We start from the raw sequence: 13,826 nt of genomic DNA, 5'->3' as shown, positions 1-13,826 counted from the left end.
CGGCACGTACACCTCGTGCCAGTCCCGTACCCGCTCCTCGACCGGCCTGCGAGGCCATTCCTGGCGGGGTGTGGTCATGAAACCCTTGGGATCGGCCATGGCCGTCCCCCTTGCCTCGGGCACCAGCTCTTTCCGGCCACGATACGTCCGCCGCCCACCAGGCGCAGAGCCCGATATCCCGGGGGCGGCGGGGTGCCCGGAGCCGGGTGCGTCCGGCGGGTGTGTGCGGCGGGTGTGCCCGGCAGGTCGTCCATGGCGCGGCGCGCGCGGGGCGGGCACGTATGTGGTGCGGTGTGCGCGGGCGGGGCACGTATGTGGTGCGGTACGCGCGGCCGGGGAGGTCCGTGATGCGGTGCGTCCGCCGCCAGAGGCGTCCGTCGTGCGGCACGCGCGGAGCCGTCGGCTCGGGTGGGGCTAAGCGCGGGCTAAGCGTGCGGTTCAGGCTCCCGCCAGGCCCGCAGTACTGAGTTCACGGCGGGCCTGATCCGCCGCCGGGCCTCGGGCCGAGCCACCCCGCTCATCAGCAGCCGGTCGTAGGGCGTGTCCAGGTGGCGCACGGAGGCCGTGACCGCCGAGGTGACCGCGGCCTCGGACAGGGCGCGCCCCGACGCGCTGCGGCCGACCCGTCCACTGCCGCGCAGAGAGGCATGCGCGGCCACGGCCCGCGCGCGGTCCGGCGGGCAGGCGGGAAAGAGCCGCAGGACCTCCGCCGCGAACGCGTCCGTGACGCGTATGTCCTCGGCCGCGCGCCGCCGAGCGTCGCGCGCCCGACGACGGCGCCGGGCCTCGGCGTCTGCCAGACACCGTTGCTCCGCGCGGGCCAGCGCCGCCTCCTCGACGAGGACGCCCTGCCGCTCGTAACGGCTCCTGCGCCGGTTGAACCGCACGACCACCGCCGACAGCGCGCTCTCCTCCCGCGACCGGCGCGTCAGCGCGGTGTCGCCCCGCGGCAGGAAGACCAGGTGCCCGAGGTCGGCGCAGTCCAGGCACCGCGGCACCCCCTCCTCCAGCACGAGCAGCGGCAGCGGGCCGCGCCGGCACGCGGCGCAGTGCTTGCGGCGCACCGGCTGGACGACGAGAAGCCCGTCGGACGGCCGAGGCACGGGCAGCGGGGTCATACGTGAGGACGTATGTGGGGCCGTATGCGGGGCCATACGTCGTACATTCCCGGGCGCGTGTCCGGACGCCCCTCCCGCCGTACCCCGCTTTCAGCCTGGCGCATCATGGGCGTGTGCGACTTCAAGCGATCACCTGGGAACGGCTCGGAGACCTCCTCGCGGAGCGCCTGCTCGACCTGGAGCCCGCCGACGGCAGCCCCTGGCCGCGCATCGCCTTCGACGGCGCCCCCGCCGCCCTCCCGGGCGACCTGGCCCACCGCGTCGCCGAGGCACTGCGGCCGCTCGGCCGCCCCGCGGTGGTGGTGGGCACCGAGGGCTTCCTGCGCCCGGCCTCCCTCCGCCTGGAGCACGGCCACCGGGACGAGGAGTCCTACTACAACGGCTGGCTCGACACCGGCGCCCTGTGGCGCGAGGTCTTCGGCCCGCTCGAACCCGGCGGTGACGGACGCGTGCTTCCCGACCTGCGGGACCCGGTCACCGACCGCGCCACCCGCAGCGACTACGTCCGGCTCCCGCCCGGCGCCCTGTTGTTGCTGCACGGCCCCCTCCTGCTGCGGCACTGGTTCCCCTTCGACCTGACCGTCCATCTCCTCCTCTCCCCGGGCGCCCTGCGCCGCCGTACCCCGGAGGCCGAGCACTGGACGCTGCCCGCCTTCGAGCGCTACGACGCCGATACCGACCCGGCCCGCACCGCCGACGTCCTGGTACGCGCCGACGACCTCCGGCACCCGGCCTGGAACGGCTGAGCCCGGCGCCACCCGGAGTCAGAGCCAGCCGTTGCGGCGGAAGCCGCGGTACAGCGACAGACAGATGGTGGATATCAGGCAGATGACCAGCGGATAGCCGTACCGCCAGTGGAGCTCCGGCATCACCTCGAAGTTCATGCCGTACACCCCGCACACCATGGTCGGCACGGCGATCACCGCGGCCCAGGCCGTGATCTTGCGCATGTCCTCGTTCTGCGCCACCGTCACCTGTGCGAGGTGGGCCTGGAGAATCGAGTTCAGCAGTTCGTCGAAGGCGGCGATCTGCTCCTTGGCCCGCGTCTGATGGTCGAGGACGTCCCGGAAGTACGCCTGTATCTCCGGGCCGACCACCCGCATCGGCCGGGCGGAGAGCTCCTCCAGCGGGCGACCCAGCGGCACGACGGCCCGCTTCAGTTCCAGCAGCTCCCGCTTGAGCTGGTAGATCCGCCCCGGATCGACACGCTCGCCGTCCTCCGCGAACACCTCGGTCTCCACCTCGTCGATGTCCTCCTGGAACGAGCCGGTGACGCTCAGATAGTCGTCGACCACGTGGTCCGCGATCGCGTGCAGCACCGCCGCCGGCCCCTTGGCGAGCTGCACCGGATCGGACTCCAGCTCCTCGCGCAGCGGACCGAGTGAGCCGTGCCGGCCGTGCCGCACGGTGATCACGAAGTCCTGCCCGGTGAACACCATGATCTCGCCGGTGCTCACCACCTCGCTCGTCGCCGTCAGCTTCTCGTGCTCGAGGTAGCAGACCGTCTTGAACACCGCGAACAGCGTCTCGCCGTACCGCTCCACCTTCGGGCGCTGATGCGCCTTGACCGTGTCCTCCACCGCCAGCGGGTGCAGGTCGAAGAGGTCCGCGATGCCCGCGAACTCCTCGTCCGTCGGCTCGTGCAGCCCCAGCCAGACGAAACCGTCACGGGCCTTGCGCACCCGCGTCACGGCCTCCACCAGATCGCCGGCGTCCGGGACCCGCTCGCCGTCCTGGTAGGCCACGCAGTTCACCACGGAGGAGCCCAGCGGGGACCGGGCGGGATGGCTCAGGTCGACCCGGCGCCGCCCTCGGGCCAGCCGAGCCACCTTCCGCAGATTCCCCGCCATGGACATCCGGATCTCCTCGCGTGCACCTTTTGCCGCCTGGTCGAGCCAGTCTGCCAGGCTCACGTGAGGACCGGGCAAGCCTGTGGAAACCGCACGTTCCGCTTTGTTCCCGCCTGTGGACAAACGCGGCGGGCGTCAAAGGCGGCGGGCGTCAAAGGCGGCTGGGATGATCGCGGTATGAGGTACAGCGACGGGCAAGCGGACGGGCCTTCGGGCACGGACACCGACCACGGCAAGGACGGGCGCGGAGGCCGGAACGAGAGCCAGGACGGGGGCCGTCGCGAGGGCAGGGACGGCGGTGGATATCTGCTCGCCAACCGGCAGACCGAGGCGGGCGAGCGCTTCGACGCCTTCGCGGCCCTCTTCGACCCCACGACGTTCCGCCACCTCGAAGGACTCGGTGTCGGACCCGGGTGGCGCTGCTGGGAGGTCGGCGCCGGCGGCACCTCCGTCGTCTCCTGGCTGGCCGAGCGGGTCGGCCCCACCGGCACGGTCGTCGCGACCGACATCGACACCTCGCTGATCGCCGGGGCCGCCCGCCCGCCGGTGGAGGTCAGGGTCCACGACGTGGGCGCCGAGGAGCCGCCGGGGGAGGGCTTCGACCTCGTCCACGCCCGGCTCGTCCTTGTTCACGTGCCGGACCGGGAACGGGCACTGCGGTCCATGATCAAGGCCCTGCGCCCCGGCGGACGGCTGCTGCTGGAGGACGCCGACCCCGCCCTCCAGCCCCTGCTCTGCCCGGACGAGCACGGCCCCGCGGAGGAACTGGCCAACCGGCTGCGCCACGGCTTCCGCCGCCTGCTGGCCGACCGCGGCGCCGACCTGTCCTACGGCCGCAGACTCCCGCGCCTGCTGCGCGAGGCCGGTCTCCACCAGGTGGAGGCCGACGCCTACTTCCCGGTCACCTCCCCGGCCTGCACCGTCCTGGAGTCCGCCACGGTCCGGCAGATCCGCGCCCGCCTCGTCGCCGCGGGCCTGGCCACCGACGAGGAGATCGACCAGCACCTGGCCAACGTGGCCTCCGGCACCATGGACCTGACCACGGCGCCGATGATCTCCGCTTGGGGCACCAAGCCGTAGCACCTCGGGACCGCCGACCGGAAGGCCACCGGTGCTGAAGGCCTCGAAAGGTCACAGGGCTCGGAAAACCTCGGAGGAGCACCGGGCTCTCGGAGGCCTCGCGCCCACCCGCGCCACCGCGAGCGCGCCCGCCCCGCAGCCCCGGGCCGCCGCCGTCTCGGGGGTGGCGCCGGCCAGCAGGGCGGCGAGGAACGCGCCGGTGAAGGCGTCACCCGCGCCGGTGGTGTCCCTCGCGGTGGCCGGCACCGCGGGTACGTGGGCGCGGACGGCGCCCGTCCACGCCACCCGCGCTCCGGCGGCGCCCTGCTTCATGACCACCAGCGGCACGTGGCGGCTCAGCTCGGCCGCCGCGTCCGCCGGGTCGGGCAGGCCAGTCAGCAGGCAGGCCTCGTCGCGGCTCGGCAACAGGAGGTCCACCCCCTCCACGAGCGCGAGGAACCGGTCCACGCCCAGCGTGACGAGGAATCCGGCCGACGCGGGATCCAGGCTCACCGGCACACCACGCGCGCGGGCCGCCGTGACGGCCCGCGCCACCAGTGCCCGGCCCGTTCCGGAGAACAGCAGGTAGCCCGACAGATGCAGCCGGTCCACCCCGTCGAGCAGTGGGTCGGACCAGTCGCCCGCCTCCAGGCGAAGCGACGCCCCGCTGTCCGTGAGGAACGTGCGCTCGGCCGCCGCCGAGGAGTCGACGAGGCAGACCACCGTCCCGGTCGGCGCCCCGGGATCGACCACCAGGTGGGGACGCACCCCCGAGGCGATCAGCGCCCGTTCGTGCCAGCCCGCCGACTCCGCGCCCACCCGCCCCAGCAGCCGGACCTCCCGGCATCCGCTGTGGACCGCCCAGCAGGCCACGTTGGCCCCCGCCCCGCCCGGCAGCAGCCGGACCGCGGCGGAGGTGTCGGTGCCGGTGGCGAGCGGCCCGCGATGCCGTACGACGACATCCGTCACGACGTCCCCGACCACCAGCAGCGCTCCGCCGGCCGTCACGGCAGGGCCCACGCCGCCGCGATCAGTGCCGCCAGCCGGACATTGCCGCGCACCGCCGCCAGGTTGGCGCGCAGCGAGGCGCCGTCGGTGTGCCGCACCAGATAGTCGAGCAGGAACGGGGTCACCGCCTGCCCAGTGACGCCCTCCTCGGCGCACGCGCGCAGCGCGTCGGCGAGCACCCGCGCGTGCAGTTCGGGGTCCAACTGCTCCTGAGGCGTCACGGGGTTGGCGACGATCAGCGCCGACTCCGGCGCCCGCAGCGCGTTCTGTGCCCGCATGACCTCGGCCACGTCCTCCGGCGTCCGCAGCGTCCAGTCCACCGGGTGGCCGGAGTCGGAAAGATAGAAGCCGGGGAAGCGGTTCGTGCGGTACCCGGCCACCGCGACCCCCAGCGTCTCCAGCCGCTGCAAGGTCGCCGGAACGTCCAGGATCGACTTGACCCCCGCGCACACGACCGTGATCCGCGTGCGCGCCAGCAGCCCGAGGTCGGCGGACTCGTCCTGCGTCACCGTCCACTCCCGGTGCACCCCGCCGAGCCCGCCCGTGGCGAACACGCGGATGCCCGCCAGCGAGGCCAACAGCGCCGTCGCCGACACCGTGGTCGCCCCGCTCGCCCGCGCGGCCGTCGCGAGCGGCAGGTCGCGGTGGCCGAGCTTGCGCATCCCCTCCTCGTTCGCGACCCGCTCCAACTGCCCCTTTTCCAGGCCGACATGGGGATGGCCGTCCAGCACCGCGATGGTCGCGGGCACGGCACCCTCCTGCCGCACCACGTCCTCCAACTCGAGCGCCACCTGGAGATTGCGTGGGCGCGGCAGCCCATGGGCGATGATCGTGGACTCCAGGGCCACCACGGGTCGACGCGCCGCCAGCGCCTCCCGTACCTCTTCGGACACCACCAGCACGTGCCTGCCTCCCGTCTGTCGGGCTCTCCCCTCATCTCTGGCGGGTGCCGTACCGGGTCAAACCCCTGCGGCCGGTAGTTAAGGGCACCACGACCAGCGCACGCGCTGCTTGTCGCGCCCGGCGTCTCAGAACAGCGGCTCGGGCAGCACGCCTTCCAGCGCGAGCAGCCTGCGCTTGGCCTCCAGGCCGCCGCCGAAGCCGCCTATGCCCCCGTCGCTCTCGACGACCCGATGGCACGGCACGACCACCGGCAGCGGATTGGCGCCCATCGCCGCCCCCACCGCCTGGGCGGCACCCGGCTGCCCCACCCGGTCGGCCAGATCGCCATACCCGACGACCGAGCCGTACGGCACACCCGACGCCAGTTCGCGCAGCACCTGCCGGTTGAAGCCGGAGATCAGCGACCAGTCCAGCGTCAGCTCGAAGTCCTGCCGCTCGCCCGCGAAGTACGCCCGCACCTGGCGTATCGCCTCCGTGAGCAAGGGGGAGTCGGGCGCCTCGACCGGTTCGGTGCCCAGCCGGGACGCCAGCCTGGCCAGCGCACGCTCCCGTACCGCGTCGGTGGCATGGAAGACGACGTTGACCAGGCCCTCGAGGGTCGCTGCCAGCAGCAGCGGGCCGATGCCGGTACCGACGACGGCCCATACGACCCGCTGTTCGTCCTGCACGACCCGCTGCCCGTCCCGCTCGTGGCTGTCCATGCGATTACGGTACGGCCCACCACTGACAACGCCGGCTGACCTGCGCAGTCGTGGGATCAGACGGTTGTGAGCGCCGCGCGCACCACTTCCGGCTTGTTCGTGATGATGCCGTCCACGCCGTAGCCGGCGACGGTCCGGGCGCCGGCGGCGTCGTCCACCGTCCAGGCAAAGACCCCCATCGGGGCGCCGTGCGGTCCCCGGTGTGCGCGGACGGCCGCCATGTACTCCGCCGACAGCGAGCGGTACGAGGGGTTGATCAGGTCCACGAAGGCCGCGTACCGGTGCAGGTCGGCCGTGTCCGGGCGGCCGAGGAGGGCGGTCCGGACGGCGGGCTTCAGCGCGTGCACGGTCCGTACGCTGTCGGCGCTGAAGCTCTGCACGATCAGACGGCTCGCCAGGTGCCGCTGGTCGAGCCAGCCGTCGTTGGCGAGCACCTTGAGGATCTGTACCTCGATCCCGGGGTACAGCTCGGGGTTCTTGATCTCCAGGAGCAGCTTCTCGTGGTTGTGCTCGAGCCGGCGCATGTACTGGTCGAGCGTCGGCACGCGCGTGCCCGTGAACGCGGGGGAGAACCAGCTGCCCGCGTCCAGGCGGGCGATCTCGGCGGCGGTGAAGTCCTTCACGTTCCAGGGAGCCCGGCCGGGAAAGAGCCGCTCGACGTTGGTCGTCCGCTTCAAGGTGGCGTCATGGACGACCACGAGTTCGCCGTCCTTGGTGCGCTGCACGTCGTTCTCCACCCAGGAGAAGCCGAGCGCCGCCGCCTTGTCGACGGCGGGCAGCGTGTTCTCCGGGGCGTGGGAGGAGGCGCCCCGGTGGGCGACGACCACGGGCTGCGGTCGTTGGGCGTCGGCGGCCCGTGCCCCCGAGACGGGCAGGAGCAGGGCGGCGGCCGCCGCGAGAGCGGTGGCCAGGGCGGCGACTGCGCGCGCGTGCATGCGTACTCCTCGCGACGAACGACCACGGACAGCACAACACTGACAGCACAGGGTCAACGAGGCGCCCGCAGATGGGCCACGGGTGGGATCACAGGCCGTACGGATCCGGCCGAACTCGCTCACGGGTGCCGCACATCTGCGACGAGGCCGTGCTTCTTTGCCGGAAAGTCGTTCGGCCATTCCGGTGGCAGTCATACTCTCAGCGTCAACCCTGACCGCGTGGCGGTCCTGGGACGGGGGCATTCACGATTTCCGGGACTCGAGAGGCGGAAGGGCGACCGCATGCACGGAACCGTCGACGGATTCAGCTACGGGCTCGTCACTCCACTGGTGGCCTGTCTCATGGCCTGCCTCGGCGGGGCCCTCGGCCTGCGCTGCACCACCCGCGCCCTGCTCGTCGCCCGCTCCTGGCGCCCGGGCTGGCTCGCCCTGGGGGCGGCGGCGGTCGGGTCGGGCATCTGGACCATGCACTTCGTCGCGATGACCGGTTTCACCGTCGAAGAGGTGTCGATCGACTACGACCGGTCGACGACATACGCGAGTCTGGCCGTCGCCATCGTCATGACGGGGATCGGGATCTTCATCGTCGGCTACCGGGGCGCGACCGGCTCCGCCCTGTTCACCGGTGGCACGATCACCGGCCTCGGTGTCGCCAGCATGCACTACCTGGGCATGGCCGGGATGCGGCTCGACGGCACCGTCGACTACGACATTCCCATCGTCGTGGCCTCCGTGCTGATCGCCGTCGTCGCCGCGACCGCGTCCCTCTGGGTCGCCGGACGGGCGAAAGGGTTCCTCTGGAGCGTCGGCGCCGGCCTCGTGATGGGACTCGCCGGCGTCGGCATGCACTACACGAGCATGGCCGCCCTCGACGTCCACCTGCACGACACGGGCGGCGCCGTCGGCGGCGAGTCGTCGGCGGCCCTGCTCACGCCGATGCTGATCGGCCCGCTGGTCTTCCTGGTGCTCACCGGTGCCGTCGTACTGTTCGACCCGCTGATGATCACAGGCCGGTCCGGCTGGACCCCGGTCGAGCACAAGCCGGGCGTCCCGGCGCGCGAACTCGTCGCCCACTCCGCCCGCCGCTCCCCGGTCCGCGCCCACCGCGACCCCGACCGCGAGACGGTCCGCGAACGCTCCCGCACTCCGCAGAACCGCTGATCAGAACCCGTTGTCAGTGGCGGGTCGTACGGTGGATGTCATGCGGCCCGTCTCTCACATCGAACGCACGGTGGCGCCCTTCGAGGTCGTCAGCCCCTACCAGCCCAGCGGCGACCAGCCGCAGGCCATCGCCGAACTCGCCCAGCGCATCAAGGCGGGGGAGCCGGACGTCGTCCTGCTCGGCGCGACCGGCACCGGCAAGTCCGCCACCACCGCGTGGATGATCGAGAAGCTTCAGCGCCCGACCCTCGTCATGGCGCCGAACAAGACGCTCGCCGCACAGCTGGCCAACGAGTTCCGCGAGCTGCTGCCGAACAACGCGGTCGAATACTTCGTCTCGTACTACGACTACTACCAGCCCGAGGCCTACGTCCCGCAGTCGGACACCTACATCGAGAAGGACTCCTCGATCAACGAGGAGGTCGAGCGCCTGCGCCACTCGGCGACCAACTCGCTGCTCACCCGCCGCGACGTCGTCGTGGTCGCCTCCGTCTCCTGCATCTACGGCCTGGGCACCCCGCAGGAGTACGTGGACCGCATGGTCCCCCTCCGGGTCGGCGACGAGATCGACCGCGACCAACTGCTGCGCCGCTTCGTGGACATCCAGTACACGCGCAACGACATGGCCTTCGCCCGCGGCACCTTCCGGGTGCGCGGCGACACCATCGAGATCTTCCCGGTCTACGAGGAGCTCGCCGTCCGCATCGAGATGTTCGGCGACGAGATCGAGGCGCTGTCGACGCTGCACCCCCTCACCGGCGAGATCATCAGCGACGACCAGCAGCTGTACGTCTTCCCGGCCTCGCACTACATCGCCGGTCCCGAGCGCATGGAGCGGGCGGTCAGCGGCATCGAGAAGGAACTCGAGGAGCGCCTGGCCGAGCTGGAGAAGCAGGGCAAGCTGCTGGAGGCCCAGCGGCTGCGGATGCGCACCACCTACGACATCGAGATGCTCCGCCAGATCGGCACGTGCTCCGGCGTGGAGAACTACTCGATGCACTTCGACGACCGCGCGCCCGGCACCCCGCCCAACACCCTGCTCGACTACTTCCCGGACGACTTCCTGCTCGTCATCGACGAGTCGCACGTCACCGTGCCCCAGATCGGCGCGATGTACGAGGGCGACGCCTCCCGCAAGCGCACCCTCGTCGAGCACGGCTTCCGGCTTCCGTCCGCCCTGGACAACCGGCCACTGAAGTGGGAGGAGTTCCAGGAGCGCATCGGCCAGACGGTGTACCTGTCGGCGACCCCCGGCACATACGAGCTGTCCCGCTCGGACGGTCAGGTGGAGCAGATCATCCGCCCCACCGGCCTGGTCGACCCGCAGGTGGTCGTCAAGCCCACCGAGGGTCAGATCGACGACCTGGTGCACGAGATCCGCGGGCGCGTGGAGAAGGACGAGCGCGTCCTGGTCACCACGCTGACCAAGAAGATGGCCGAGGACCTGACGGACTACTTCCTGGAACTCGGCATCCAGGTGCGCTACCTGCACAGCGACGTCGACACCCTGCGCCGGATCGAGCTGCTGCGCGAACTACGCAGCGGCGAGTACGACGTCCTGGTCGGCATCAACCTGCTGCGTGAGGGCCTCGACCTGCCCGAGGTGTCGCTGGTGGCGATCCTCGACGCCGACAAGGAGGGCTTCCTGCGGTCGGGCACCTCGCTGATCCAGACCATCGGGCGCGCCGCACGCAATGTCTCCGGCCAGGTCCACATGTACGCCGACAAGATCACCCCGGCGATGGAGAAGGCCATCGAGGAGACCAACCGCCGCCGGGAGAAGCAGATCGCGTACAACAAGGCGAACGGCATCGACCCGCAGCCGCTGCGCAAGAAGATCAACGACATCGTCGCGCAGATCGCCCGCGAGGAGGTCGACACCGAACAGCTGCTCGGCACCGGCTACCGCAAGGGGAAGGACGGCAAGGGCGCGAAGACCCCCGTGCCGGCCCGCGGTGACAACGGCGCCAAGGCCGCCGGTGCCGCCAAGTCGGCCACATCCGCCAAGCCCGCGAAGTCCGCCAGGGGCAAGGCGAAGGAGACGGTGCCCACCGACCGCCCCGCCGCCGAACTCGCCGGGCAGATCGAGGAGATGACGGAGCGGATGCGCGCCGCCGCCGCCGACCTCCAGTTCGAGGTCGCGGCCCGGTTGCGCGACGAGGTCGCGGAGATGAAGAAGGAGCTGCGCCAGATGCGCGAGGCGGGGCTGTCCTGACCGACTGCGCTGTGTTGCAAGACCGACACAAAGCGCGGACCCGTGTGCGGCGATGTCAGTGCCTCTGCGTAGGGTTCTTGGCAGCCGCGGAACCGGCGGCGACAGGGGCGTAGGAGAGGGGAATCAGCCGTGACCGTCAACTTGACCAAGGGTCAGGCCATCAGTCTGCAGAAGAACGACGGGGGCAGCCTGTCCGCGGTCCGTATGGGTCTCGGCTGGCAGGCCGCTCCGCGCCGGGGCCTGTTCGGCTCGCGCACGCGTGAGATCGACCTCGACGCCTCCGCCGTGCTCTTCGCCGAGAAGCAGCCGGTCGACGTCGTCTTCTTCCGCCACCTGGTGAGCGACGACGGTTCGGTGCGCCACACCGGCGACAACCTGGTCGGCGGCGCGGGCCAGGGCGGCGACGACGAGTCGATCCTCGTCGACCTCCAGCGCGTCCCGGTCCACATCGACCAGATCGTCTTCACCGTGAACTCCTTCACGGGCCAGACCTTCCAGGAGGTGCAGAACGCGTTCTGCCGTCTGGTCGACGAGACCAACGGCCAGGAGCTCGCCCGCTACACCCTCGCGGGTGGCGGCGACTACACCGCCCAGATCATGGCGAAGGTGCACCGCGTGAACGGCGCCTGGACGATGACGGCCCTCGGCGTCCCCGCCAACGGCCGCACGTTCCAGGACCTGATGCCGACGATCCTGCCGCACCTGTAGAACGGCCAGGGCGGTCCGGCGGAAGTCCGGGCGGTCCGGTGAGTGGCGCACCACGGCATATGACAACAGGGGGACGCGGGCGATGACGGCCGAGCTGGTGCGGGGGCAGAACCACCCGCTCTCCGAGGTCCGCCTGGAGATCCGGATCTCGGCCGGCCGGCCGGTCGTGGCGGCGGCCACTCTCAGCGACGACAGCGGCAGGGCGAGGAGCGCCGAGTGGGTGGTGCACCCCGGCGCGCCCGTCCTGCCCGGTCTGGAGGTGTCCCGCCAGGCCGCCGCCGACCACCGGCTCGCCCTCGACCTCGGTGCCATGCCCGAGGCGGTGCACCACGTCGACGTGCTGCTGGCTCTGCCCGCCGCGGGCGGAGGACCGACTCGGTTCGGTGCGGTCGCCGCCCCCTTCGTCGCGGTCACCGGCCTGGACGGCACCGAGCTCGTCAGTTACACGATCATCGGCCTGGACGCGGAGTCCGCCGTGATCGCCCTGGAGCTGTACCGCCGCCAGGGCGCCTGGAAAGTGCGCGCCGTCGGCCAGGGCTACGCGGGTGGCCTCACCGCACTCCTCACCGACCTGGGGCTGGCCGAGGCCGGTGAACTGGCCGCCGCCGCCGAGGAGGCGGTGGCCCAGGGGCTGGCCCGCTCGGTGGCGCCACCCCCGTCCCGCACGACGGACGACGTCCGTTCGCACCAGGCCCCGGCGCCGCCCCGGCCGGACCCGGCTGCTGCCGTTTCCCCCCACGAGGGCTGCTCCCCTGAGGGACAGGTCTCCGGGACTGCCGGACCCGCGGTGCAGCAGCCCGCGAGTTCGATGGGATCCGGAGGAGCGACCCCGGCGGCCGGATCACCGCCCCCTCCGCCCGCGGGCAGAACCATCGACTACCGGCACCCGCGGCGACAGCCGGCACCCCCACCCCCAGCCGCTTCCGGACAGCCCGCATCCCCGTCCCCATCCGGACATCCCGCGGCGCCGACGGCCGCGGGCGCCGCGCCTGTCGGCCACGACGGGCAGCCCGCGCGGCCCGTCGCGGGGGACGCGACCGGGTGGTCGATGGACGAGCGGCTCTACAACCAGGTCTGGGGGATGTTCGAGGACCTGGCCCGCACCACGGCCGCCTACCGCAGCGCCGTCGACTTCGCCGACTCACGCATGGACAAGGAGCTGGACCAGGCCCTGTCCGACCCACGCAGCCGCATCGGCGGTCAGGGCGACGACGCCCGGGAGGCGGCCCGCGCCAAGCACACGCAGCTCGTCGACCAGGCCAGAGCGGCGCTCGACAGAGACCTGGCCCAGCTCACCGTCGAGTCCGAGGTCGTCGAGCCGGCCCTGCCGGCGGCGTACGCCCGCTGGGACAACCCGGTCTGGCACGGCTTCCGCGTGCCGATGGAGAACCCCATGGCGGTCCGTCTCGGCGACCTCCACCTGCCCGAGGACCCGTCCCTGCGCATTCCCATGCTGATCCGGCTGCCGCTGGAGCGCGGCCTGTGGATCGACAGCGGCCGCTGGGCGTCCCCCGACGACTCCTTCGCCGACGCGGGCGAACGGCGCCGCCTGGCGATGGAGGCGGCCGTGGCGCACGCGGCCCGGCTGATCGCCGTGCACCCGCCGGGCGAGTTCGGCGTCCATGTCGTCGACCCGGCCGGATCCGGGGCACAGGCACTCGCGCCCCTGGTGCGCACGGGCGTGCTCGCGGGACCGCCCGCGGCCGGCGCGGCCGGGGTCGCGGATGTCCTGAGTCGGCTCACGGAGCGGGTCGACCTGGTGCAGATGGCCGTGCGCGGGGGCGCGCCGGACGCGCTGCCGCCCGGCTTCGACGCCGGCGAACAGCTGCTGATCGTCAACGACTTCCCGCACGGGTTCGACGACCGCGCCGTGACCCAGCTGCGCTACCTCGCCGACGAGGGCCCGGCCGTGGGCGTCCACCTGATGATGGTCGCCGACCGCGAGGACGCCGCCGCCTACGGCCCGTTGCTCGACCCTCTGTGGCGTTCGCTGTTGCGACTGACCCCGGTGCCCGACGATCACCTCGCCGACCCCTGGGTCGGACACGCCTGGACGTACGAACCGCCGGTGGTGCCGTCGGGCAGCCAGGTGCTTCAGCTGGTGCTCACCGAGGTCGCGGCGGCCCGTCGCGACTGGAACCGCTGAGCCGCGCGACTGGAACCGCTGG

Annotated in this window: 12 protein-coding genes; 6 read left to right on the top strand and 6 right to left on the bottom strand. The window is 72.2% G+C overall.

What is annotated here, in order from left to right; translation table 11 throughout:
- Positions 1–425: 425 nt before the first annotated feature.
- Positions 426–1,118 (bottom strand): DUF2293 domain-containing protein, encoded by a 693-nt coding sequence (locus tag CG719_RS17200; RefSeq protein WP_100569532.1) that lies wholly within the window; start codon positions 1,116–1,118, stop codon positions 426–428.
- Positions 1,119–1,231: 113 nt separating this feature from the next.
- Between CG719_RS17200 and CG719_RS17195 the strand changes: the two genes are divergently transcribed.
- Positions 1,232–1,864 (top strand): uridine kinase, encoded by a 633-nt coding sequence (locus CG719_RS17195; RefSeq protein WP_100569531.1) that lies wholly within the window; start codon positions 1,232–1,234, stop codon positions 1,862–1,864.
- Positions 1,865–1,882: 18 nt separating this feature from the next.
- Here the strand turns inward: CG719_RS17195 and CG719_RS17190 are convergent, their stop codons facing one another.
- The gene (locus tag CG719_RS17190; RefSeq protein ID WP_100569530.1) at positions 1,883–2,974 is read right to left on the bottom strand and encodes a magnesium and cobalt transport protein CorA; all 1,092 of its coding nucleotides are present in this window, start codon (positions 2,972–2,974) and stop codon (positions 1,883–1,885) included.
- Between the two features lie 171 nt (positions 2,975–3,145).
- Here CG719_RS17190 and CG719_RS17185 point away from each other — a divergent pair, with 171 nt between their 5' ends.
- Positions 3,146–4,048 (top strand): methyltransferase domain-containing protein, encoded by a 903-nt coding sequence (locus CG719_RS17185; RefSeq protein WP_100569529.1) that lies wholly within the window; start codon positions 3,146–3,148, stop codon positions 4,046–4,048.
- A 51-nt stretch (positions 4,049–4,099) separates the two neighbouring features.
- Here the strand turns inward: CG719_RS17185 and CG719_RS17180 are convergent, their stop codons facing one another.
- The 4 genes from CG719_RS17180 to CG719_RS17165 form a co-directional block, all read right to left on the bottom strand.
- The gene (locus tag CG719_RS17180) at positions 4,100–5,047 is read right to left on the bottom strand and encodes a carbohydrate kinase family protein (RefSeq protein ID WP_100569528.1); all 948 of its coding nucleotides are present in this window, start codon (positions 5,045–5,047) and stop codon (positions 4,100–4,102) included.
- Positions 5,032–5,937 carry a pseudouridine-5'-phosphate glycosidase gene (locus CG719_RS17175; protein ID WP_100569527.1) on the bottom strand — a complete coding sequence of 302 codons (906 nt, stop codon included), beginning with the start codon at positions 5,935–5,937 and terminating at the stop codon, positions 5,032–5,034. The genes CG719_RS17180 and CG719_RS17175 overlap by 16 nt, the downstream gene beginning before the upstream one ends.
- A 126-nt stretch (positions 5,938–6,063) precedes the next feature.
- The gene (locus tag CG719_RS17170) at positions 6,064–6,639 is read right to left on the bottom strand and encodes a methylated-DNA--[protein]-cysteine S-methyltransferase (protein WP_100569526.1); all 576 of its coding nucleotides are present in this window, start codon (positions 6,637–6,639) and stop codon (positions 6,064–6,066) included.
- Positions 6,640–6,695: 56 nt separating this feature from the next.
- Positions 6,696–7,574 carry a glycerophosphodiester phosphodiesterase gene (locus CG719_RS17165; protein ID WP_100569525.1) on the bottom strand — a complete coding sequence of 293 codons (879 nt, stop codon included), beginning with the start codon at positions 7,572–7,574 and terminating at the stop codon, positions 6,696–6,698.
- A gap of 282 nt (positions 7,575–7,856) precedes the next feature.
- On the opposite strand from CG719_RS17165, the gene CG719_RS17160 reads away from it, so the two are divergent.
- From CG719_RS17160 to CG719_RS17145, 4 genes are all read left to right on the top strand, one after another.
- Positions 7,857–8,735 carry an MHYT domain-containing protein gene (locus CG719_RS17160; protein WP_100569524.1) on the top strand — a complete coding sequence of 293 codons (879 nt, stop codon included), beginning with the start codon at positions 7,857–7,859 and terminating at the stop codon, positions 8,733–8,735.
- Between the two features lie 40 nt (positions 8,736–8,775).
- Positions 8,776–10,950, top strand: a complete 2,175-nt coding sequence (gene uvrB / locus CG719_RS17155; protein WP_100569523.1) for an excinuclease ABC subunit UvrB — start codon at positions 8,776–8,778, stop codon at positions 10,948–10,950.
- A gap of 129 nt (positions 10,951–11,079) precedes the next feature.
- Positions 11,080–11,658 carry a TerD family protein gene (locus tag CG719_RS17150; protein WP_100569522.1) on the top strand — a complete coding sequence of 193 codons (579 nt, stop codon included), beginning with the start codon at positions 11,080–11,082 and terminating at the stop codon, positions 11,656–11,658.
- A gap of 82 nt (positions 11,659–11,740) precedes the next feature.
- Positions 11,741–13,804, top strand: a complete 2,064-nt coding sequence (locus CG719_RS17145) for a TerD family protein (protein ID WP_100569521.1) — start codon at positions 11,741–11,743, stop codon at positions 13,802–13,804.
- Positions 13,805–13,826 lie beyond the last annotated feature (22 nt).

Source organism: Streptomyces sp. CB01373, from assembly GCF_002803075.1.
Classification (GTDB): domain Bacteria; phylum Actinomycetota; class Actinomycetes; order Streptomycetales; family Streptomycetaceae; genus Streptomyces.
This window is presented reverse-complemented; position numbering and strand designations above follow the sequence as displayed.